Annotated in this window: 18 protein-coding genes and 1 riboswitch; of the genes, 15 read left to right on the top strand and 3 right to left on the bottom strand. The window is 71.3% G+C overall.

Going from position 1 to position 21061, the window contains the following annotated elements; genetic code table 11:
- Positions 1-101 precede the first annotated feature (101 nt).
- From ctaE to AB0F82_RS24280, 6 genes are all read left to right on the top strand, one after another.
- Positions 102-722: an aa3-type cytochrome oxidase subunit III gene (ctaE, locus tag AB0F82_RS24305; protein WP_030036314.1), complete on the top strand. Its 621-nt coding sequence runs from the start codon at positions 102-104 to the stop codon at positions 720-722.
- A gap of 76 nt (positions 723-798) precedes the next feature.
- Positions 799-1608, top strand: coding sequence for a cytochrome bc1 complex diheme cytochrome c subunit (gene qcrC / locus AB0F82_RS24300; protein WP_030036316.1), 810 nt, complete (start codon positions 799-801; stop codon positions 1606-1608).
- Complete coding sequence (gene qcrA, locus AB0F82_RS24295; protein ID WP_356812986.1) at positions 1605-2663, top strand: cytochrome bc1 complex Rieske iron-sulfur subunit; 1059 nt, start codon at positions 1605-1607, stop codon at positions 2661-2663. Before qcrC ends, qcrA begins: the two co-directional genes overlap by 4 nt.
- Positions 2660-4288, top strand: a complete 1629-nt coding sequence (gene qcrB, locus AB0F82_RS24290; RefSeq protein ID WP_356812985.1) for a cytochrome bc1 complex cytochrome b subunit — start codon at positions 2660-2662, stop codon at positions 4286-4288. Before qcrA ends, qcrB begins: the two co-directional genes overlap by 4 nt.
- Before the next feature lie 164 nt (positions 4289-4452).
- Positions 4453-5517: an anthranilate phosphoribosyltransferase gene (trpD, locus tag AB0F82_RS24285; protein WP_356812984.1), complete on the top strand. Its 1065-nt coding sequence runs from the start codon at positions 4453-4455 to the stop codon at positions 5515-5517.
- An 86-nt stretch (positions 5518-5603) separates the two neighbouring features.
- A riboswitch (SAM riboswitch) is annotated at positions 5604-5720 on the top strand.
- Positions 5721-5942: 222 nt separating this feature from the next.
- Complete coding sequence (locus AB0F82_RS24280) at positions 5943-7406, top strand: aminotransferase class V-fold PLP-dependent enzyme (protein ID WP_362631215.1); 1464 nt, start codon at positions 5943-5945, stop codon at positions 7404-7406.
- Between the two features lie 648 nt (positions 7407-8054).
- Here the strand turns inward: AB0F82_RS24280 and AB0F82_RS24275 are convergent.
- Together AB0F82_RS24275 and AB0F82_RS24270 are read right to left on the bottom strand one after the other, a co-directional pair.
- Positions 8055-8336, bottom strand: a complete 282-nt coding sequence (locus AB0F82_RS24275) for an Lrp/AsnC family transcriptional regulator (protein ID WP_030036325.1) — start codon at positions 8334-8336, stop codon at positions 8055-8057.
- Positions 8333-9055, bottom strand: coding sequence for a rhomboid family intramembrane serine protease (locus AB0F82_RS24270; RefSeq protein WP_362631214.1), 723 nt, complete (start codon positions 9053-9055; stop codon positions 8333-8335). Before AB0F82_RS24270 ends, AB0F82_RS24275 begins: the two co-directional genes overlap by 4 nt.
- Positions 9056-9190: 135 nt before the next feature.
- On the opposite strand from AB0F82_RS24270, the gene AB0F82_RS24265 reads away from it, so the two are divergent.
- The 7 genes from AB0F82_RS24265 (at position 9191) to AB0F82_RS24235 (ending at position 17667) form a co-directional block, all read left to right on the top strand.
- The gene (locus tag AB0F82_RS24265; RefSeq protein WP_008738811.1) at positions 9191-9430 is read left to right on the top strand and encodes a hypothetical protein; all 240 of its coding nucleotides are present in this window, start codon (positions 9191-9193) and stop codon (positions 9428-9430) included.
- A gap of 43 nt (positions 9431-9473) precedes the next feature.
- Positions 9474-10838, top strand: coding sequence for an NYN domain-containing protein (locus tag AB0F82_RS24260; protein WP_356813091.1), 1365 nt, complete (start codon positions 9474-9476; stop codon positions 10836-10838).
- A gap of 253 nt (positions 10839-11091) precedes the next feature.
- The gene (locus AB0F82_RS24255) at positions 11092-12120 is read left to right on the top strand and encodes a C40 family peptidase (RefSeq protein ID WP_356813049.1); all 1029 of its coding nucleotides are present in this window, start codon (positions 11092-11094) and stop codon (positions 12118-12120) included.
- A gap of 221 nt (positions 12121-12341) precedes the next feature.
- On the top strand, positions 12342-13406 hold the full coding sequence (locus tag AB0F82_RS24250) for an NlpC/P60 family protein (protein WP_362631211.1): 1065 nt from the start codon (positions 12342-12344) through the stop codon (positions 13404-13406).
- A gap of 58 nt (positions 13407-13464) precedes the next feature.
- Positions 13465-14595 (top strand): hypothetical protein, encoded by a 1131-nt coding sequence (locus AB0F82_RS24245; protein ID WP_362631209.1) that lies wholly within the window; start codon positions 13465-13467, stop codon positions 14593-14595.
- A 20-nt stretch (positions 14596-14615) separates the two neighbouring features.
- Positions 14616-15758, top strand: coding sequence for a glycosyltransferase family 4 protein (locus AB0F82_RS24240; RefSeq protein WP_362631208.1), 1143 nt, complete (start codon positions 14616-14618; stop codon positions 15756-15758).
- A 196-nt stretch (positions 15759-15954) separates the two neighbouring features.
- Entirely contained in the window at positions 15955-17667 is a 1713-nt protein-coding gene (locus tag AB0F82_RS24235; RefSeq protein WP_362631206.1) for a GMC oxidoreductase, read from the top strand.
- Here AB0F82_RS24235 and AB0F82_RS24230 read toward each other — a convergent pair.
- Positions 17606-19402, bottom strand: a complete 1797-nt coding sequence (locus AB0F82_RS24230) for an AMP-dependent synthetase/ligase (RefSeq protein WP_356813054.1) — start codon at positions 19400-19402, stop codon at positions 17606-17608. The two genes, AB0F82_RS24235 and AB0F82_RS24230, sit on opposite strands and share 62 nt — an antisense overlap.
- A gap of 243 nt (positions 19403-19645) precedes the next feature.
- Between AB0F82_RS24230 and AB0F82_RS24225 the strand changes: the two genes are divergently transcribed.
- Together AB0F82_RS24225 and AB0F82_RS24220 are read left to right on the top strand one after the other, a co-directional pair.
- On the top strand, positions 19646-20461 hold the full coding sequence (locus tag AB0F82_RS24225; protein WP_356813055.1) for a metallophosphoesterase family protein: 816 nt from the start codon (positions 19646-19648) through the stop codon (positions 20459-20461).
- Between the two features lie 136 nt (positions 20462-20597).
- A complete protein-coding gene (locus AB0F82_RS24220; protein WP_030765795.1) occupies positions 20598-21038 on the top strand; it encodes an SRPBCC family protein in 441 nt (146 codons plus the stop codon).
- Positions 21039-21061: the final 23 nt, after the last annotated feature.

Here is a 21061-nt window from a genome sequence, read left to right as displayed (position 1 = left end):
CGTTCGGAGAGGTGATCTGATGGGCCGTTCGGGCCTTGCACACGCCCCTGACACTCCGAACGGCACCCCCCGGGGTGAGGGCGGGATAAGCGACCGACATAATGTCGGTCGTGGCGACAGCAACGACAGTAGATACCGGGCACGCGCACCCGACGGTCAACCGGCCGAACCTCGTCAGCGTCGGAACCATCATCTGGTTGAGTTCCGAGCTGATGTTCTTCGCGGCCCTCTTCGCGATGTACTTCACCCTGCGATCCGTGACAGGTCCCGAGTACTGGACAGAGCAGGCCTCGGCCTTGAATCTGCCCTTCTCGGCGACGAACACGACGATCCTGGTGCTTTCCTCCCTCACCTGCCAGCTCGGCGTATTCGCCGCGGAGCGCGGTGACGTGAAGAAGCTCCGGACGTGGTTCATCATCACGTTCGTCATGGGTGCGATCTTCATTGGCGGCCAGGTGTTCGAGTACACCGAGCTGGTCAAGCACGAGGGCATGAGCCTCTCGTCCGGTCCGTACGGCTCGGTCTTCTACCTGACCACCGGCTTCCACGGGCTGCACGTGACGGGCGGTCTCATCGCCTTCCTGCTGGTCCTCGGCCGGACGTACGCGGCCAAGAGGTTCACCCACGAACAGGCCACGTCGGCCATCGTCGTGTCCTACTACTGGCACTTCGTCGATGTCGTCTGGATCGGCCTCTTCGCCACGATCTACCTGATCAAGTAGCGAACACGTCACCGGGTCCGACCCGGCACTCCATCCAGACACACCGACGCAGAAGATCCTGACACCGGGGTAATCCGTGAAAAAGCTCTCCGCACGACGACGCCATCCGCTGGCGGCGGTCGTCGTTCTACTCCTCGCGCTGGCGGCCACTGGGGGGCTGTACGCCGCCTTTGCTCCCGCGGGCAAGGCGCAGGCCGATGAAACCGCCCAGTCCCTCGCCATCGAGGAGGGCAAGAAGCTCTACGCCGTGGGTTGCGCAAGCTGCCACGGAACCGGCGGTCAGGGTTCCTCTGACGGCCCGAGCCTGGTCGGCGTCGGCTCCGCGGCCGTCGACTTCCAGGTGAGCACGGGCCGCATGCCCGCCCAGCAGCCCGGCGCCCAGGTGCCGAAGAAGCCGGTCATCTACACCCAGGCGCAGATCGACCAGCTGGCCGCGTACATCGCCTCCCTCGGAGCCGGCCCGATCACGCCGACCGAGAAGCAGTACGACCCGGCTGACGCCGACATCGCCAACGGTGGTGAGCTGTTCCGCAACAACTGCGCGCAGTGCCACAACTTCACCGGTGAAGGCGGCGCGCTGACCAACGGCAAGTACGCCCCCAACCTTGAGGACGTCTCGCCGAAGCACATCTACGAGGCCATGCAGACCGGCCCGCAGAACATGCCCTCCTTCCCCGACAGCACCATGCCGGAGAAGCAGAAGAAGGACATCATCGCGTACCTCCAGAACGTGAACGGTGAGAAGTCGACCAACCCCGGTGGTCTCAAGCTCGGCGGCCTCGGCCCCGTCTCCGAGGGTCTGTTCGGCTGGATCTTCGCTCTGGGTGCGCTGATCGCTGTCGCCGTCTGGGTCGCGGCCCACACCGCTAAGGCCAAGAAGTCATGAGTAGCCAAGAGATTCCCGAAGAGAAGCACCTGCCGAGCGAGCAGGGCGACGCCCACCACGGTGGCGTAGCAGTGGCGGACGACCCGTTCGCCGACCCGGGCCTGCCGGTCCACAAGCCGCGCATCCAGGACATCGACGAGCGTGCGGCGAAGCGTTCCGAGCGCACCGTCGCCATGCTGTTCACGCTGTCGATGCTGGCCACGATCGGCTTCATCGCCTCGTACGTGATCTTCCCGGTCGACAAGATCGTCTTCATCTTCCCGCTCGGGAAGGTCAGCGCGCTCAACTTCGCCCTGGGTATGACGCTGGGCACGGCCCTCTTCTGCATCGGCGCGGGCGCGGTCCACTGGGCCCGCACCCTGATGTCCGACGTCGAGGTCGCCGACGACCGCCACGAGATCGCCGCTCCGCCGGAGGTCAAGGCGAAGGTCCTCCAGGACTTCGCCGACGGTGCGAACGAGTCCGGCATCGGCCGCCGTCCGCTGATCCGCAACACGATGCTGGGCGCGCTGGCCATGCTGCCGCTCTCCGCCGTCGTGATCATGCGCGACCTGGGCCCGCTGCCCGAGGACAAGCTGCGCCACACCATGTGGGCCAAGGGCAAGCTGCTCATCAACCAGAACACGATGGAGCCGCTGCGTCCCGAGGACGTGCTCGTCGGTTCGCTGACGTTCGCCATGCCCGAGGGCCTGGACGAGCACCAGCACGACTTCCAGACGCAGATCGCCAAGGCCGCCCTGATGATCGTCCGCATCCAGCCGGAGGACATCAAGGACAAGCAGGAACTCGAGTGGTCCCACGACGGGATCGTGGCCTACTCGAAGATCTGCACCCACGTCGGCTGCCCGATCAGCCTGTACGAGCAGCAGACGCACCACGTGCTCTGCCCGTGCCACCAGTCCACCTTCGACCTCTCCGACGGCGCCCGCGTCATCTTCGGCCCGGCCGGGCACGCCCTCCCGCAGCTGCGGATCGGCGTGAATGACGAAGGCTTCCTCGAAGCGCTCGGCGACTTCGAAGAGCCCGTCGGTCCTGCATTCTGGGAGCGCGGATGAGCACCGCCACTGACAACAAGGCGCGCAAAGCGCCGGCCGGAGAGCGCGTAGCGGACTGGGCGGACGGCCGCCTGGGCATCTACAGCCTCGCCAAGGCCAACATGCGCAAGATCTTCCCGGACCACTGGTCCTTCATGCTCGGTGAGATCTGCCTCTACAGCTTCATCATCATCATCCTCACGGGTGTGTACCTGACGCTGTTCTTCCACCCGAGCATGAACGAGGTGGAGTACCACGGCAGCTACGTCCCGATGCAGGGCGTACTGATGTCCGAGGCCTTCGCCTCGACGCTCGACATCAGCTTCGACGTCCGCGGTGGCCTGCTCATCCGCCAGATCCACCACTGGGCGGCGCTGATCTTCGTCGCGGCGATGATCGTGCACATGATGCGCGTCTTCTTCACCGGCGCGTTCCGCAAGCCCCGCGAGGTCAACTGGATCTTCGGCTTCCTGCTGCTGGTCCTCGGCATGTTCACCGGCTTCACCGGTTACTCGCTGCCGGACGACCTGCTCTCGGGTACGGGTGTCCGCTTCATGCAGGGCGCCATCCTGTCCGTCCCGGTCGTCGGCACGTACCTGTCGATGTTCCTGTTCGGCGGGGAGTTCCCGGGCGGCGACTTCGTCGCGCGCTTCTACTCGGTGCACATCCTGCTGCTGCCCGGCATCATGATGGGCCTCCTCGTGGCCCACCTGATCCTGGTCTTCTACCACAAGCACACCCAGTACGCGGGTCCCGGCAAGACGAACAACAACGTCGTCGGCATGCCGCTGCTGCCGGTCTACATGGCCAAGGCCGGAGGCTTCTTCTTCCTGGTCTTCGGTGTCATCGCGGTCGTCTCCGCCATCGCCTCGATCAACCCGATCTGGGCCCTCGGCCCTTACCGCCCGGACCACGTGTCCACCGGTGCGCAGCCCGACTGGTACATGGGTATGCCGGAAGGCCTGATCCGCGCCATGCCCGGCTGGGAGATCAACCTGTGGGGCCACACGCTCGTCCTGGGCGTGTTCATCCCGCTGGTGCTCTTCCCGCTGGTGCTCGGTTCGATCGCCGTCTGGCCGTTCATCGAGTCCTGGGTCACCGGCGACAAGCGCGAGCACCACATCCTGGACCGCCCGCGCAACGTCCCGACCCGCACGGCCTTCGGTGTCGCCTGGATCGCGGAGTACATCGTGCTCCTCATCGGCGGCGGCAACGACATGTTCGCCCAGTACTTCCACCTGTCGATCAACTCGATCACGTGGTTCGTCCGGATCGGCTTCTTCGTCGTCCCGGTCCTCGCCTTCATCGTCACCAAGCGGATCTGCCTCGGCCTCCAGCGCCGGGACCACGACAAGGTGCTGCACGGTCGCGAGACCGGCATCATCAAGCGTCTGCCGCACGGTGAGTTCGTCGAGGTCCACGAGCCGCTCCCGCAGGGCCAGCTGCACACCCTCACCGCGCACGAGCAGTACAAGCCGATCGAGATCGGCCCGACGGTCGACGAGAACGGTGTCGAGCGCAAGGTGAAGGCGAGCGAGAAGCTGCGCGCGAAGCTCAGCAAGGGCTTCTACGCCGAGGGCAACCAGATCGCGAAGCCCACGGTGGAGGAGTACAAGGAGATCCAGTCCGGCCACGGCCACCACTGATCCCCCGCACCACCGCATGAGGGACTGATTCCGGTCAGTCCTGGTGTCGCCACGGCGAGAGCCCCGTCCAGTGTCTGGACGGGGCTCTTTGCCGTAACCGGGGCTGGATAGGCTGATCTCCGACCCATCCGACGTGGAACCCCCATCAACAGCAGGAGCGGACCATGAACGTTGCGACCCCGACAGGCGGCGACAGCGTGGCGGCCCGTGGTTGGCCGGGCGTCCTCGACGCACTGCTGACCGGCCAGGACCTCAGCGCCGACGACACCGCCTGGGCCATGGACCGCATCATGCGCGGGGAGGCCACCGACGCCCAGATCGCCGGCTTCGTGGTCGCCCTGCGCGCCAAGGGGGAGACGGTCGCGGAGATCAACGGCCTCGTCCGGGCGATGTACGGGCACGCCAACCTCATCGAGGTGCCCGGCCGCACCGTCGACATCGTCGGCACCGGCGGCGACGGGGCCAAGACGGTCAACATCTCCACGATGTCGGCGGTCGTGGTGGCCGGCACCGGCGCCAAGGTCGTCAAGCACGGCAACCGGGCCGCGTCCTCGGCGAGCGGCTCCTCGGACGTCCTGGAGAAGCTCGGCGTCAACCTCGACCTGAGCACCTCGCGGGTCGTGGAGGTCGCCGAGGAGGCCGGCATCACCTTCTGCTTCGCGGTGAAGTTCCACCCCTCCCTGCGGCACGTCGCCGGAGCCCGCCGAGAACTGGGCATCCGGACCACCTTCAACATCCTCGGCCCGCTGACCAACCCGGCCCGCGTCCGCGCCCAGGCCACGGGCGTGGCCGACCCCCGGATGGCCCCCATCGTGGCGGGCGTACTCGCCGAGCGCGGCTCCTCCGCGCTCGTCTTCCGCGGGGACGACGGCCTCGACGAACTGACCACCACGGGGACCTCGCGCGTCTGGTGGGTCCGCGACGGGAAGGTCACCGAGCAGTCCTTCGACCCGCGTGACGTCGGCATCCCCCTGGTCGACGTGTCCGCCCTGGCCGGCGGGGACCCCTCGTACAACGCGGACGTGGCCCGCCGCCTGCTGGCCGGCGAGACCGGACCCGTACGCGACGCCGTGCTCCTGAACTCGGCGGCCGCCCTCGTCGCCCTCGACCCGGGCACGGGCAGCCTGGAGGAGCAGATCACGGCCGGCATCACCCGTGCGGCCGAGTCCATCGACTCCGGTGCCGCCCGGTCCGCCCTGGAGCGCTGGGTGACGGCCAGCAACGCCTGACCCGGCACACGTTTCACGCCAGACCCCGGTCCGCCATTCGGACCGGGGTCTTGCGCGCGGCGGATCTTGTGGCAGGATGCTGACCAGGTCACGAGTGACAGCGTTTAGGCCCCGGCTCGCTGTCCGGCAACCCTCCTTCCGTGGCGGGGTGCCCCGGGTGATGACCAGGTCGTAGGCAGCAAGGCCTACGGCAAGCGCGGATCCCTCGACACCAGGGGTCCTGGTCTCTCGAGGAGCGTTTTCCGTGAGCAAGCGAATGCGATAGGGCGACTGACGCCCCCACTTCACCCCCTCGGACCAGGGTCACTTCCGCGTACCCCGACAGTCCGGTCCGAGGACCCTCCCGTACCCCGGACGGCCGCACCGCCGTACCCGCGTACGGGCACACCGAAGCCATTCAGCCCTGCCTGCCGGGAGATACCGCCATGTCCGCGTCCCTGAACGCCGTCGCCACCGCCACCAACGCCACCATCGCCGCCGCCGCCCAGGGTCCCGCCTGTGCCGAGCCGCTCGCCGTCCTCGGCCGCGACGTCACCGTCCCGCTCGTCACCGGCGGCGAAGTCACCTACGCGGCCCTCGACTACGCCGCCAGCGCCCCCGCCCTCCAGCGGGTCTGGGACGACGTGGCCGCCTACGCCCCCTACTACGGCAGCGTCCACCGCGGCGCCGGCTACCTCTCGCAGCTCTCCACCGACCTCTTCGAGCAGAGCCGCGTCACGGTCGCCGAGTTCCTCGACTGCCGGCCCTCCGACCAGGTCGTCTTCACCCGCTCCACCACCGACTCCCTCAACCTGCTCGCCGCGGTGCTCCCTGCCGGCTGCCAGGTCTTCGTCTTCGAGACCGAGCACCACGCCTCGCTCCTGCCGTGGACGAACGCGCAGGTCAGCTACCTCGACGCGCCGCGCACCCCGGACGAGGCCGTCGCCATCCTGGAGCGGGCGCTCGCCGACCGCGACCCGTCCCCTGGCTCTTCGAGCTGGGGAGACCCCAAGGGCCCGGCGCTCGTATGCGTCACCGGCGCGTCCAACGTCACCGGCGAGCTGTGGCCGGTGAAGGAACTCACCGCCGCCGCGCACGCCCACGGCGCGCGGATCGTGCTGGACGCCGCCCAGCTGGCCCCGCACCACCCCGTCTCCGTGCGGGACCTCGACGTCGACTGGGTCGCCTTCTCCGGCCACAAGCTGTACGCACCGTTCGGCTCGGGCGTCCTCGCCGGGCGCGCCGACTGGCTCCAGGAGGCCGATCCGTACCTGGCCGGCGGCGGGGCCTCCCGCAAGGTCTCCCGCCGCGAGGACGGCGGAGTCGACGTCGAGTGGCACACCACGGCCGCCCGCCACGAGGCCGGCTCCCCGAACGTGATCGGCGTCTACTCCATCGCCTCCGCCTGCCGGGCCCTGACCGAAGCGGGCTTCGAGAACCTGGTGGCGCGCGAGCAGCGGCTCGTGGCCCGGGTCCGCGAGGGCCTCGCCTCGGTGCCGCAGGTCAAGGTCCTCTCCCTCTTCGGGGACGACGCCCCGCGGGTCGGCGTCATCTCCTTCGTCGTGGACGGCTGGAACAGCTCCCACTTCGCTGCCGCGCTCTCCGCCGAGTACGGGATCGGCGTACGGGACGGCCTGTTCTGCGCCCACCCGCTGGTGCGGACCCTGCTGGGCAGCGAGCCGCAGGCCCAGGGCGAGTGCGGGGCCCCCGAGGCCGCCCCGGGCGAGCGCTCGCTGAACGCCATCCGCGTCAGCTTCGGCGCCGGCACCCCGGACGAGCACGTGGACCGCTTCGTCCGCGCGGTCCGGGAACTCGTCGCGGACGGCGCGAAGTGGCAGTACCGCACGGAGGAAGGCCGCTGCGTCCCCCTCCGCGGGACGGCTGCCCTGCGGGCGGCTCGGCGGGCGTAGGGGCCAGCCGGTCCCCTGCGGGGTGCTCGGCGGATCCAGCGCGGGGCGGCTCGCGCGCGGGTGCTGGGCGGGGTCTGGGTGTGGGGCGGTGCCCCGTACCGGGCCCCTGCGGGGTGCTCGGCGGATCCAGCGCGGGTGCTTGGCGGTATGCGGGTGTGGGGCGGTGCCCCGTACCGGTCCCCTGCGGGGTGCTCGGTGGATCCAGCGCGGGTGCTTGGCGGGGTCGGGGTGTGGGGCGGTGCCCCGTACGAGGGTCTCCTCGGCTCGGCGCGTGCGGGCATTTCTCGGCCGTACCCGGTGGTCGCGCCTCGTCCTGCGGGGACCCTCCTACGTGTCCCCACCCCACCGCCGGCTCCGGCAGCGATCCGAGATCCCGTGAAGCGTCCCCGCCCACCGCCGGCTCCGGCAGTGCCGGGGATCCCATGGGGTGGCTCCGGCCTGCCCGCGGCCGGGTTGGTGGAGGGGAGGGGGGATGTGGCGGGGTGTCCCCGCAGGACGAGCGCGCGACCGCCGGGTACAGCCGCGATGGCCCGCACGCGCCGAGCCGAGGAGACACCCCGCCACGGCCCCCCGCACCGACCGGACCCACCCGGCTCCGCCGAAGCACGCCCCACACCTCCGAGCCGCCCCCAGGGCAGGCGGCCGGCGCTACGCGTCGAGGCCGATCGCGAACGCCGCCTCCAGGTCGTGCTGCGAGTACGTGCGGAACGCCACGTGCGTGTCCGTCGCCTCGACGCCCGGGATCTTGCTGATGCGGCCGGGGATGATGTCCGCCAGGTTCTCGTGGCGGTTCACGCGGACCAGCGCGATCAGGTCGTAGGTCCCCGTCACGGAGTAGACCTCGCTGACGCTGTCCAGCGCGGCGATGGACTCGGCGATCTCGGGGATGCGGTCCACGCTGGTCTTGATGAGCACGATCGCGGTGATCACGGCTGGCTGTCTCCCTCGGTGGCCGTCGCTGGTCGACTCACTCTAGTCGTACCCCGATACCGGGCCCACGCGTAGAGGAAGCCGAGCGAGAACCCCACCAGATGGGCCAGATAGGCCACCCCCGGCCCGCCCTCCGCGCGGTGCGCGGCCACCCATTGCAGGGCGAACCAGAACAGCAGCACGAGCCACGCCGGGAACCGCAGCGGCAGGAAGAACAGGAAGGGGAACAGGCTCGTCACCCGTGCCCGCGGCAGCAGATAGAGGAACGCGCCCAGGACGGCCGAGATCGCACCGGACGCACCCACCAGCGTCTGCGCGGACTCCGCGTTGGCCGCCGCGTACGCCGCCAGCGCCAGGTAGCCCGTACAGAGGTAGAAGACGAGGAACGCCGGACGGCCCATCCGCTCCTCGGCCAGCGCGCCGAAGACGAAGAGGAACAGCATGTTTCCGAGCAGGTGCAGCCAGCTGCCGTGGACGAACAGCGCGGTGAGCGGCGTCAGCCAGGCGCGCGGGGTGTCCGTGAAGAGTTCGTCCGGGACCACGCCCCAGCGCCGGAAGTACGCGGTGCCCGCGCTCAGCAGTTCGTCGCCGGTCCCGTAGACCGGATTGAGCCCCGAGGCGGGGCTCAGTACGAACACCACACCGCAGCCCGCGATCAGCGCGTGGGTGACCACCGGTCCCCGGGCGGCCTCGCGCACAGCCTGCCACCTTACGATCATGTGACAGAGCATGACGCAACGTGCCCCACCTGAAGGGGTGGCAGGCCGTAGGGTTACGAGCTGCGGTCCACAGGCCGACGCGGACGGCCGAACGACCGCTTTAATTGAATGAGCTACGAAGGAGTGAGCAGGCCGATGACGGTTCCCCTGCCGACCGACACCACCCGGTGGCGCTGCACCCTGTGCGGCAACCTCACGCGGTTCGACGTCACCCGTTCGTCGAAGGTCGTCGAGTACGTCCACCTGGACCTCGCCGGGGAGCCCAAGGTCGAGGAGCGAGAGGTGGTCAATGAGACCATCGAGTCGGTCCGATGTCGCTGGTGCAACGCGGTGGACCAGATCGAGCTCGTGGACAGGCCGGGCGCGGACTCCTGACGGAGCCCCGTCGGCAGGTAGACCATCACGGTAGGGGTGACGGATTGTGGAGCCAGCAAGCGGCGCTGGGCCGGCCGACGCGGCCGGCGACGCCGCGGAGGCGCTCGACCGCCCGCTGCCGGAAGGCGTGCGGCGCCGGGTCGTCGCGCTCGTCTCGGACGCCTTCGGCGCGCTGACGGTCGCGGACCTGCCGGCGCAGCTGCGCCAGTACGCCCGCTTCACCCCGACCCGGCGCGCCAAGTTCGCCGGCAACGCCATGGCCGCGGCGGTCGAGACCGACGCGGTGTTCCGCGGCCGGGTCGCCGACAAGCTGCGCGATGCGCAGGCGGACCTGGCCGCCGCGCTGGAGTCCGGCGCGCCGCCGGCCGCCGCGGATCCGCTGGACGTGGCGGCCGCCGCCTTCGTCCTGAGGCCCGCCGGCTGGGTCAAGCTCGTGGCCGCGGCGGGCGAGGAGGCCCAGCGGGCCGACGCCGAGCGGGTGGGCGAGGAGACCCGGCGCGAGCTGGACCGCCTGCGCGAGGAGTTGGAGCACGTACGGGAACTGCAGCGCACGGGCGGTGAGCAGGTACGGGTCGAGCTGGAGGCGGCGCGGAAGGAAGCGGAATCGCTTCAGCGCCGGCTGCGCAGCGCCCTGAGCGACGTCAAGCGCGGCGAGGCGGCCCTGCGCAAGGTGACCGCCGAGATCGACGCGATCCGCGGCGAGGCCGCGACCCGTGTGACGGCGGCCGAGAGCGAGACGCGGCGGCTCAAGTCCCGGCTCGCGGAGGTGGAGACGGCGCTGGAGACCTCCCGCCGGGCGACCCGTGAGGGGCGCAGCATCGAGGACATGCGGCTGCGGCTGCTGCTGGACACCGTGCTGGACGCGGCGCAGGGGCTGCGCCGTGAGCTGGCGCTGCCACCGGTGAACACCCGCCCGGCCGACACGGTGGATGCGGTGGAGCCGGGCCGGATGACGCCGAAGGACATCGCGGCGCGCGCCCTGTCGGAGACCGATCCGGCGTTGCTGGACCAGCTGTTGGCGCTGCCCCAGGCCCATCTGGTGGTCGACGGCTACAACGTGACCAAGACCGGCTATCCGACGATGCCGCTGGAGAAGCAGCGGCTGCGGCTGCTGGGCGGGCTGTCGATGCTGGCCGCGCAGACGGGTGCGGAGATGACCTGTGTCTTCGACGGCGCGGAGCTGGCGGCCCCGGTGCTGCTCGCGCCGCCGCGGGGTGTGCGGGTGCTGTTCTCCAAGGCGGGGGTGACGGCCGACGAGCTGATCCGCCAGCTGGTGCGGGCGGAGCCGCCCGGCCGGCCGGTCGTCGTGGTCTCCACGGACCGGGAGGTCGCCGACGGGGTCGCCAAGGCCGGGGCGCGGCCCGTAACGTCCGCTTTGTTGCTGAAGCGGCTTTCGCGCGTTTCCTAACTCCCAGCCCGAATGCCGGAATTGGTAGGGCGTGTGGGGGACGCACCGTCAAGTGCTCGGCACGGAGCGTGCGGTGTAGGTAAAGAACCTGGTCGGCGGGTGAGTTTTTTCCCGGCAGGATTTGAACTGATCACAGCTGGGTCACTAGGGTCTGCTCAAACCTTCGTGCGGTAGATCACTCATTCGGGGTGGCGGCGAAGGGTGCTGCCGAGTTGCGTTCTTCGGCGGCTCTAGGAAGAAGGAGCTCGCCTTCGTGGCGTCCCACCGTCGACCCAAGCAGCCGACTCGCGCTCGTGTGACCGTGCTCACCTCGGTCGCGGCCGCGGCCGTCGCCCTCACCGCGCAGAGTGCCTCCGCCGCTCCGGCGAAGCCGAGCAAGGACGAGGTCAAGACCCAGGTCGACGCACTCTACGAAGAGGCGGAGCAGGCCACCGAGAAGTTCAACGGGGCCAAGGAGCGCCAGGAGACGCTCGAGAAGGAGATCGGGCAGATCCAGGACCAGGTCGCGCGCGGCCAGGGCGAGCTCAACGACCTTCGCAGCGCGCTCGGTTCGATGGCGAGCGCCCAGTACCGCAACGGCGGCATAGACCCCTCCCTCGCCCTCCTCCTCTCCGAGGACCCCGACAGCTACCTCGACAAGGCCTCCACCCTGGAGCACCTGAGCGGCAAGCAGGTCGAAGCGGTCCAGAAGATCCAGGCGAAGCAGCGCACCCTCGCGCAGCAGCGCCAGGAGGCGGCCGGCAAGCTCGCCGACCTCGACGCCACCCGCAAGGAGCTCGGCGAGAAGAAGAAGGCCTCGGCCGAGAAGCTCGCCGCGGCCCAGGCCCTCCTCAACACCCTTACGGCGCAGGAGCGTGCCGCGCTCAAGGACGAGGACACGCGCGCCAGCCGCGCCGACGGCCAGCGCGTCGACCTCGGCGACGTCAAGGCCTCCGGCCGTGCCGGAGCCGCCCTCGCGGCCGCCAAGACCAAGGTCGGCAGCGCGTACATATCGGGCAACGAGGGCCCCAACTCCTTCGACTGCTCCGGGCTGACCCAGTGGGCGTACAAGCAGGCAGGCGTCAACATCAGCCGTGTGACCTACACCCAGGCGAACGACGGCACCCGCATCAGCCGCAGCCAGCTGCAGCCCGGTGACCTGGTCTTCTTCTACGGGGACCTGCACCACGTCGGCCTGTACGCCGGCAACAACATGACGCTGCACGCCTCGAACCCGCGCGGCGGCGTCAAGTACGAGTCGATGGACAACATGCCGTTCCAGTTCGGCGTCCGCATCGGCTGACGCGAAGCACACCGCCCATCCGGGCGAATTCCACGGCCCCGCACTGACCACACGCCCCGCCGGTGACCTGCGTCTCCGGCGGGGCGTCGGTGTGTGCGCCCTCCGGCGGGCGTTGGTCGGTGCGCGATCGCACGGCTACTGTCTGCCAGCGCGGAACCCGGCACACGGCCGCCCACGGAGGGCGGACCCGGGCCGCGCTCAGCGGAAGGGAGCGGGTGCACGTGGCGTCACATCGCCGGCCCGGGCTCGGCAGCCTCGACCGGAACACGAAGGTCACCGTCCTCACCGCCGCCGCGGCAACCGCCGCGGTCGCCATGGCGGGCGCCCCCGCGAGCGCGGCCCCCGGCCTCCCGCACGAGCCCGGCGGCGGCGCGAGATCCGGTGTCAGCGCCCAGGTCGACCGGCTCTTCGAGGAGGCCGAGCAGGCCACCGAGCACTTCAACGAGGCCGGGGAGAAGGCCGCCGCGCTCCGTACCGAGGTCAACCGGGCCCAGGACGCGGTGGCCCGCGGCCAGGAGCGCATCAACACCATGCGCGGCATCCTCGGCACCTTCGCCGGGGCCCAGTACCGCAGCGGCGGCATCGACCCCGCCGTCGGACTGATGCTGGCCGAGGACCCCGACGCCTACCTCGCGCAGGCCGCCGCCCTGGACCGGCTGACCGAGCGTCAGGCCCGGCAGCTCCATGAACTGCACCAGGAGCAGCGCCGGCTCGGCCAGGTACGGGCGGAGGCCTCCCGCAAGCTCGCCGAACTCGACGCCCTGCGCTCCGACGTCGCCCGCCACAAGCGCTCCGTCACGGCGAAGCTCGCCGCCGCCAGGCGGCTCCTCAACTCCATGCCGTCCGAGGAGCGGGCCGACTTCGAGCGCTCCTCGCGCTCCGGGGGACGCCACGAGGCACTGCCCGACCTGGGCCCCGTGGGTGCCGACGGCCCCTCCTCCGGCCGCGCCGCGACCGCCGTGATGGCGGCCCGGGCCGCCGTCGGGCGCCCGTACGTGTGGGGCTCCACCGGCCCCTCCGGCTTCGACTGCTCCGGGCTGATGGTCTGGTCCTACCGGCAGGCCGGCGTCTCGCTGCCGCGCACCTCGCAGGCCCAGCGGCACGCGGGGCGCCAGGTGCCGCTGTCACAGGCCCGGCCGGGCGACCTGGTGACCTACCGCTCCGACGCCAGCCACGTCGGCATGTACGTCGGCAACGGCCAGGTCGTCCACGCCCCCTACCCCGGCGCCCGAGTGCGCTACGACCCGGTCGGGATGATGCCGGTCTCGGCGGTCACCCGCCCCTGACCCCGACCCCGGCCCCGCCGCCCGCGCCGCCCCCCGGCGCCCTGCGTACGATCGGCGGATGCCTCGCCTCCGCCGTCCGTCGCGCCTCCGGCCGCTCGTGCCGGTCCTGCTGTGCGCGCTGCTCCCCGGGTGCGGTCCGCGGCCGGCCGGCAGCGCCGACGCCGCCGAGCGGGACGTCCGCGGGGCGGTCGCCGACTGGTCGCGGGCGACGCCCGAGGGGCTGGCCGGGATCCCGTTCGCCGACCGGGCGTACGAGGTCGCCTCGGTCCGGCGCGACGGCGAGCGGGCCCTCGTACGGGCCCGGCTGCGCTACCGGCTGGCCGGCCACGACACCGCCCCCGAGGAGTCGGCCCGCGAGATGGAGCTGGTCCGGAAGGGCGGGACGTGGCGGGTGAGCGCCGACCGGCCCGCGCCGGGCGCCCTGCCGCAGCTGTGGGACCAGGGAGCGGTCTCGGTGGCCGCCGGCAGGCACTCCCTGGTCCTCGGCGGGGCCGGGCAGAGCGCGGGCACGCTCCGGGAGATCGCCGCCGAGGCCGACCGGGCGGTGCCCGCCGCGGGCGCCGCCTGGCCCGGGCCCTGGGCGGGGCGGGTGGTCGTCCTGGTCCCCGGTTCCCTCGACGCGATGGCGCGGCTGCTGGGCCGGCCCGCCGACACCTACCGGGGCCTCGGCGCCGTCACCACCGGCCGGGTGGGCGCGGGCCCGGCCCCGGCGGACCGGGTCGTGGTCAATCCGGAGGGGTACGCGGGTCTGGGGGCGGAGGGCCGGCGGATCGTCCTGACCCATGAGGTCGCGCACGTGGCCACGCGTGCGGCGACGACCGCCACCACCCCGCTGTGGCTCTCCGAGGGATTCGCGGACTGGGCGGCGTACCGGGGCGCGTCCACCAGCCCCGCGCAGGCCGCTCCGGCGCTCGCCCGGGCCGTCCGGCGCGGCGGGCTTCCGGGGGAGCTGCCCGGGACGGAGGACTTCGCCTTCGGCGGCGACCCCGAGGCGGCGGCGCGGGCGTACGAGGGCGCGTGGCTGGCCTGCCGGCTGATCGCGGCGAAGTGGGGCGAGAAGGCGCTGGTGGACCTGTACGGGCGGGCGGGCCGCGAGCCGCTGGAGACCGCGCTGCGGGAGAGCCTCGGCGTGGACCGGGCCGGGCTCACGCAGGCCTGGCGGGAGTCCCTTCGCGAGGAGCTGAGCTGAGCGGGTACTGTCGGCAGGCGATGCACAAGACCCTGATCGTGACCAACGACTTCCCGCCGCGACCGGGCGGCATCCAGGCCTTCCTCCACAACATGGCGCTGCGGCTGGATCCCGACCGGGTCGTCGTCTACGCCTCCACGTGGAAGCACAGCGCGGAGGGCCGCGAGGCCACCGCGGCCTTCGACGCGGAACAGCCCTTCCAGGTCGTCCGCGACCGTACGACGATGCTGCTGCCGACCCCGCGCGTGACGCGGCGGGCCGTCGGCCTGCTGCGCGAACACGGCTGCGAGTCCGTGTGGTTCGGTGCCGCCGCCCCGCTCGGGCTGATGGGCCCGGCGCTGCGTCGGGCGGGCGCCCGGCGGATCGTGGCGACCACCCACGGGCACGAGGCGGGCTGGGCCCAGCTGCCGGCCGCGCGGCAGCTGCTGCGGCGGATCGGCGAGGGCACGGACACCCTGACGTACCTGGGGGAGTACACCCGCTCCCGGATCGCCTCGGCGCTCACGGACCGGGCGGCGGCGCGGATGGTCCAACTCCCGCCGGGCGTCGACGAGAAGACCTTCCACCCGGCGTCGGGCGGCGACGTGGTCCGGGCGCGGCTGGGCCTGTCGGGCCGGCCCGTGGTGGTGTGCGTGTCGCGGCTGGTGCCGCGCAAGGGCCAGGACACGCTGATCGAGGCCATGCCGCGGATCCTGGCCGCCGTGCCCGACGCCGTGCTGCTGGTCGTCGGCGGCGGCCCGTACGAGGAGGACCTGCGCGCGCTGGCGGCGTCCACGGGCGTGGCCCGCTCGGTGGTCTTCACGGGCGCGGTCCCGTGGTCCGAACTCCCCGCGCACTACGGTGCGGGCGACGTCTTCGCCATGCCCTGCCGGACCCGGCGGGGCGGCCTCGACGTGGAGGGGCTCGGCATCGTCTACCTGGAGGCCTCGGCGACGGGTCTGCCGGTGGTAGCGGGCGACTCCGGCGGGGCGCCGGACGCGGTACTGGACGGTGAGACGGGCTGGGTCGTGCGGGGCGGCGTGCCCGAGGAGGCGGCGGACCGGATCGTGGCCCTGCTGCAGGATGCCGACCTGCGGGCCCGCATGGGTGAGCGCGGCCGCGCCTGGGTCGAGGAGAAGTGGCGCTGGGACCTTCTGGCGGACCGCCTGCGCGAGCTGCTCTAGCCGGGCGGCTCCCGCGGGTGCGGCGCCGTTGCGGGGGCTCTGCCCCCGAGGCCCCGCGCCTCGAACGCCGGTGGGGCTGGAGATCGGGGCTCGGTGAAGCGTCCGGGCCGAGCGCGTGCGCCATGTCTGACTGTCCCTCAGATGTCTGTCAACACCGCGTCTGGGCGGACGGCTGGAATCCGCTCATGATGCGGCCATGACACCCAACCTGACGCGCCGTCAAATGCTGGGGCTCGGCGCACTCTCGACCGCCGCCGCGCTCGGCTTCACACGGATCGGAGCGGCCTCCGCCGCCGCTGCCGAGCCCGCCGCCGCCCACTACGCCCCGGCCGTCGTCGTCGGCTCCGGTTACGGCTCCGCCGTGGCCGCCCTGCGGCTCGGGCAGGCGGGCGTGCGCACCGTCGTCCTCGAAATGGGCCGGCTGTGGAACACCCCCGGTCCCGACGGCAAGGTCTTCCCCTCCACGTCCGCCCCCGACCACCGCTCCATGTGGTTCCGCACCCGCACCGAGGCCCCGCTCGCGCAGTTCCTCTGGCTCGACGTGGTCAACCGCGACATCCGCCCCTACCCCGGCGTCCTGGACCGCGTGAACCACGGCGACATGTCCGTCTACGTGGGACGCGGAGTCGGCGGCGGGTCCCTCGTCAACGGCGGCATGGCGCCCACCCCCAGGCGCTCGTACTTCACCGAGGTCTTCCCGGGCGTCGACGCCGACGAGATGTACGGCACCTACTTCCCCCGCGCCCGCGCCATGCTCGGTGTGGGCGACATCGACCCGGGCTGGTTCGAGTCCACCGAGTGGTACCGCTTCGCCCGCATCTCCCGCAAGCACGCCCACAACACCGGTCTGAAGACCGTCTTCGTGCCCAACGTCTACGACTTCGAGCACATGAAGCGCGAGGCGGCCGGCACCGCACCCCGCTCGGCACTGGCCGGGGAGGTCATCTACGGCAACAACCACGGGAAGAAGAGCGTCGACAAGACCTACCTCGCCGCCGCCCTCGGAACCGGCAACGTCACCATCGAGACCATGCAGCGCGTGGTCGCCGTACGGCCCGACCCGGCCGGCGGGTACGTCCTGACCGTGCGGACCAGTGACGTGACCGGAAAGGTCACCCAGGTCCGCGAGATCGGCTGCCGGCAGCTCTTCCTCGGCGCCGGGAGCCTGGGCACCACCGAGATCCTGCTGCGTGCCCGGGAGACCGGCGCGCTGCCCGCGCTCAGCGGCGAGGTCGGGCGCGGCTGGGGCCCCAACGGCAATGTCATGACCGCGCGCGCCAACCACCTGTGGGACACCGTCGGCGCAAACCAGTCCACCATGCCCGCCCTGGGCATCGACGACTGGGACAATGCCGCGAACCCCGTCTTCGCGGAGGTCGCCCCGCTCCCCATGGGCCTCGAACACTGGATCTCGATGTACCTGGCCATCACCAAGAACCCGGAGCGCGGGCACTTCACCTACGACGCGGCGAGCGACTCCGCCCGCCTCAACTGGCGGCGGGACCAGAACGCGCCCGCGGTCAACGCGGCGAAGAACCTCTTCGACCGCATCAACCGGCGCAACTTCACCATCTACCGCTACGACCTCTTCGGCGGGAACAGGGCCTTCGCCGACGACTTCACCTACCACCCGCTCGGCGGCTGCGTCCTCGGGAAGGCGACCGACGCGTACGGGCGGGCCAAGGGCTACCAGGGCCTCTACGTGGTGGACGGCTCCCTGGTGCCGGGGTCGCTCGGCGTGAACCCGTTCGTCACCATCACCGCCCTCGCCGAGCGGAACATGGCACGCATCCTCGGCCGACCCCCGCTGACGACGGCCTGCGGCCGCGGGCCCCGCCGGCGCGGGGTCAGCCGCGGTAGAGCGCCTCGATCTCGTCCGCGTAGTCCTTCGCCACCACGTTGCGCTTGAGCTTCAGCGACGGCGTGATGTGCCCCGACTCCTCCGTGAACTGGGAGGGCAGAATGCGGAATTTCCGCACCGATTCCGCCTTGGAAACCGCCGCGTTGCCGTCGTCGATCGCCTTCTGGACGGCGGCGACGAGGTCGGCGTCCTCGCGCAGCTCCGCCGCCGTGACCCCGGCCGGCTTGCCGTTCTCCACGGCCCAGCGGCCGAGGAACTCCTCGTCGATGGTGACCAGCGCGGCCACGAACGGCCTCGCGTCACCGACCACCATGCACTCCGCGACCAGCGCGTGCGCCCGGATCCGGTCCTCGATCACCGCGGGGGCCACGTTCTTGCCGCCCGCCGTGACGATCAGCTCCTTCTTGCGGCCGGTGATCGTGAGGTAGCCGTCCTCGTCGAGGGTGCCGACGTCGCCGGTGTGGAACCAGCCGTCGGTCAGCGCCTCGGCGGTCGCCGCCTCGTTCTTCCAGTAGCCCGTGAAGATCTGCTCGCCGTGCAGCAGCACCTCGCCGTCGTCCGCGATGCGCACCACGGAGCCCGGCATGGGCTGGCCGACCGTACCGATCTTCTGCTTGTCCCACGGGTTGAAGGTGGTCGCCGCACAGGACTCGGTCAGGCCGTAGCCCTCCAGGACCGTGAAGCCGATGCCGCGGAAGAAGTGCCCGAGCCGCTCGCCCAGCGGCGCGCCGCCGGAGATCGCGTACTCGCCGCGGCCGCCGAGGACCGCGTGCAGCTTGCTGAAGACCAGCTTCGAGAAGACCTTGTGCTTGAGCTTGAGGCCGAACGACGGGCCGCGCGGGGTGTCCAGCGCACGGCTGTAGGCGATCGCGGTGTCCGCGGCCGCGTCGAAGATCCTGCCCTTGCCCTCGGCCTGCGCCTTGGCGCGCGCCGAGTTGTAGACCTTCTCGAACACCCGGGGGACGCCGAGGATCAGCGTGGGGCGGAAGGACTGCAGCTCGTCGGTGAGGTTCTTGATGTCCGGTACGCAGCCCAGGCGGATCGGCGCCAGCACGGCCGCCACCTCCACCAGGCGCCCGAAGACGTGCGCGGCCGGCAGGAACAGCAGCACCGAGCACTCGCCGGTCCTGAACAGCGGGCTCAGGCGCTCCACCGCGTTGCCGCACTCCGCGAAGAAGTTGCGGTGGCTCAGCACACAGCCCTTGGGGCGGCCGGTGGTGCCCGAGGTGTAGACGATGGTGGCCGGGTCGTCGGCGTTCGCGAGGCTGCTGCGCTCGTCGACCTCGGCGTCGGTGACGGCCGCGCCGGCGGCCTTCAGCGTGTCCAGCGCGCCCTGCTCGATCTCCCAGACGTCGCGCAGCTCCGGCAGGCGGTCGCGCAGCGAGGCCACCGCCTTGGAGTGCCCGGCGCTCTCCACGACGACGGCGACGGCGCCGGAGTCGCCGAGGATCCACTGGATCTGCTCGGGGGAGCTGGTCTCGTACACGGGGACGGTGACGCCGCCCGCGGTCCAGATCGCGAAGTCGATCAGCACCCACTCGTAGCGGGTGCGGGAGATCAGGGCGACCCGGTCGCCGGGGCGGACACCGGCCGCGATCAGGCCCTTGGCCGTGGCACGGACCTCGGCCAGGAACTCGGTCGCCGTCACGTCCTGCCACCGGCCGCCGACCTTGCGGCTCATGACGGCGGTGTCTGGGTGCTGGGCGGCGTTGCGGCGGATGAGATCCGTCAGGTTCCCGTCCGACGGGACCTCGTACAGGGCCGGAAGGCTGAACTCGCGCAAGACTGCTGCTCCTCTGGGCGCCATCGCCACCATGTGGACCGACCGGACGTTACCCACCGGTAGTGGGTTCCCGATAGAGGGAACCGGCCAGATGTTCCGTGCGTCACATTCTGCACTCACACGGTCCGGACCCAACGCGCCGACAGTAGTCGACCCCCTCGGCGACTCGGAAGTAACCGCAGGTAGGCCCGGCTTTCACAGTCCCACTACCAGGCCCTCACCAGCCCCCCTAGGGTTGTCCGCATGGCTGGCAGCATGCGGAGCGGGAAGAACGGCACGAGCGGATCGAGCCGCACACGGGTCCACGTCGTGAGCGACGTGCACGGCAACACCGAAGCCCTCGCGCGCGCCGGCGACGGCGCCGACGCCCTGATCTGCCTCGGCGACCTTGTCCTCTTCCTCGACTACGCCGACCACTCGCGCGGGATCTTCCCCGACCTGTTCGGCGTCGAGAACGCCGACCTCATCGTCGAGCTGCGCACCCAGCGCCGCTTCGGCGAGGCCCACGCCCTCGGCAGGCGGCTGTGGGCCGGCCTCGACCGCGAGCGGATGATCGAGGACGCGGTGCGCCGCCAGTACGCGGAGATGTTCGCCGCCTTCCCCCGCCCCACCTACGCGACCTACGGCAACGTCGACATCCCGGCGCTGTGGCCCGAGTACGCCGACCGCCACGGCCTCACCGTCCTGGACGGACAGCGGGTCGAGATCGCGGGCCGCGTCTTCGGCTTTGTCGGCGGCGGCCTGCCCTCGCCCATGCGCACCCCCTACGAAGTGGACGTGGAGGAGTACGCCGCCAAGGTCGAGGCCCTCGGCGAGGTCGACGTGCTCTGCTCCCACATCCCGCCGGAAGTGCCCGAGCTCTGCTACGACACCGTCGCACGCCGCTTCGAACGCGGCAGCGAGGCCCTGCTCGCCGCCATCCGCCGCACCCGGCCGCGCTACGCCCTCTTCGGCCACGTCCACCAGCCCCTGGCCCGGCGGATGCGGATCGGTGCCACCGAGTGCGTGAACGTCGGCCACTTCGCCTCGACCGGCCGCCCCTGGGTCATGGAGTGGTGAGAACCAGCCGCTTCCGCACCCCCCCGCCCCGGGCCCGGGGCGTCTCTGGAGTGGCGGCGTCCGCACGCGCGGTAGCCTTCACGCGGCGGCCGGAGGCCGTACACATCCTCGAACAATCTCCGGAGGAGCGACCGCGATGGCGGAACACACCAGCTCAAGCATCACGATCGACGCCGCGCCCGGCGACGTGATGGCCGTGATCGCCGACTTCGCGCGCTACCCCGAGTGGACCGGCGAGGTGAAGGAGGCCGAGGTCCTCGCCACCGACGCCGACGGCCGCGCCGAAAAGGTCCGGCTGCTGCTCGACGCGGGCGCGATCAAGGACGACCACACCCTGGCCTACACCTGGAAGGGCACCGACGAGGTCAGCTGGACCCTGGACAAGTCCCAGATGCTGCGCCAGCTCGACGGCTCCTACCGACTCGCGCCGGTGGACGGCGGCAAGCGCACCGAGGTCACCTACCAGCTGACCGTCGACGTCAAGATCCCCATGCTCGGCATGATCAAGCGCAAGGCCGAGAAGGTCATCATCGACCGCGCGCTGGCGGGCCTGAAGAAGCGCGTCGAGTCCGTCTGACCAGCATCCGGGGGTGCCGCACC

Source organism: Streptomyces virginiae (assembly GCF_040638905.1).
Classification (GTDB): Bacteria; Actinomycetota; Actinomycetes; order Streptomycetales; family Streptomycetaceae; genus Streptomyces; species Streptomyces virginiae_B.
The sequence above is the reverse complement of the archived record's forward strand: the minus strand, read 5'-3'. Positions and strand labels throughout refer to the sequence as shown.

Bases quoted from the DNA above. Each gene is read 5' to 3' on its own strand.
- ctaE (WP_030036314.1), top strand. From the start codon at position 102: ATGTCGGTCGTGGCGACAGCAACGACAGTAGATACCGGGCACGCGCAC.
- qcrA (WP_356812986.1), top strand. From the start codon at position 1,605: ATGAGTAGCCAAGAGATTCCCGAAGAGAAGCACCTGCCGAGCGAGCAG.
- qcrB (WP_356812985.1), top strand. From the start codon at position 2,660: ATGAGCACCGCCACTGACAACAAGGCGCGCAAAGCGCCGGCCGGAGAG.
- trpD (WP_356812984.1), top strand. From the start codon at position 4,453: ATGAACGTTGCGACCCCGACAGGCGGCGACAGCGTGGCGGCCCGTGGT.
- AB0F82_RS24280 (WP_362631215.1), top strand. From the start codon at position 5,943: ATGTCCGCGTCCCTGAACGCCGTCGCCACCGCCACCAACGCCACCATC.
- AB0F82_RS24270 (WP_362631214.1), bottom strand. From the start codon at position 9,055: ATGATCGTAAGGTGGCAGGCTGTGCGCGAGGCCGCCCGGGGACCGGTG.
- AB0F82_RS24265 (WP_008738811.1), top strand. From the start codon at position 9,191: ATGACGGTTCCCCTGCCGACCGACACCACCCGGTGGCGCTGCACCCTG.
- AB0F82_RS24245 (WP_362631209.1), top strand. From the start codon at position 13,465: ATGCCTCGCCTCCGCCGTCCGTCGCGCCTCCGGCCGCTCGTGCCGGTC.
- AB0F82_RS24240 (WP_362631208.1), top strand. From the start codon at position 14,616: ATGCACAAGACCCTGATCGTGACCAACGACTTCCCGCCGCGACCGGGC.
- AB0F82_RS24235 (WP_362631206.1), top strand. From the start codon at position 15,955: ATGACACCCAACCTGACGCGCCGTCAAATGCTGGGGCTCGGCGCACTC.
- AB0F82_RS24225 (WP_356813055.1), top strand. From the start codon at position 19,646: ATGGCTGGCAGCATGCGGAGCGGGAAGAACGGCACGAGCGGATCGAGC.
- AB0F82_RS24220 (WP_030765795.1), top strand. From the start codon at position 20,598: ATGGCGGAACACACCAGCTCAAGCATCACGATCGACGCCGCGCCCGGC.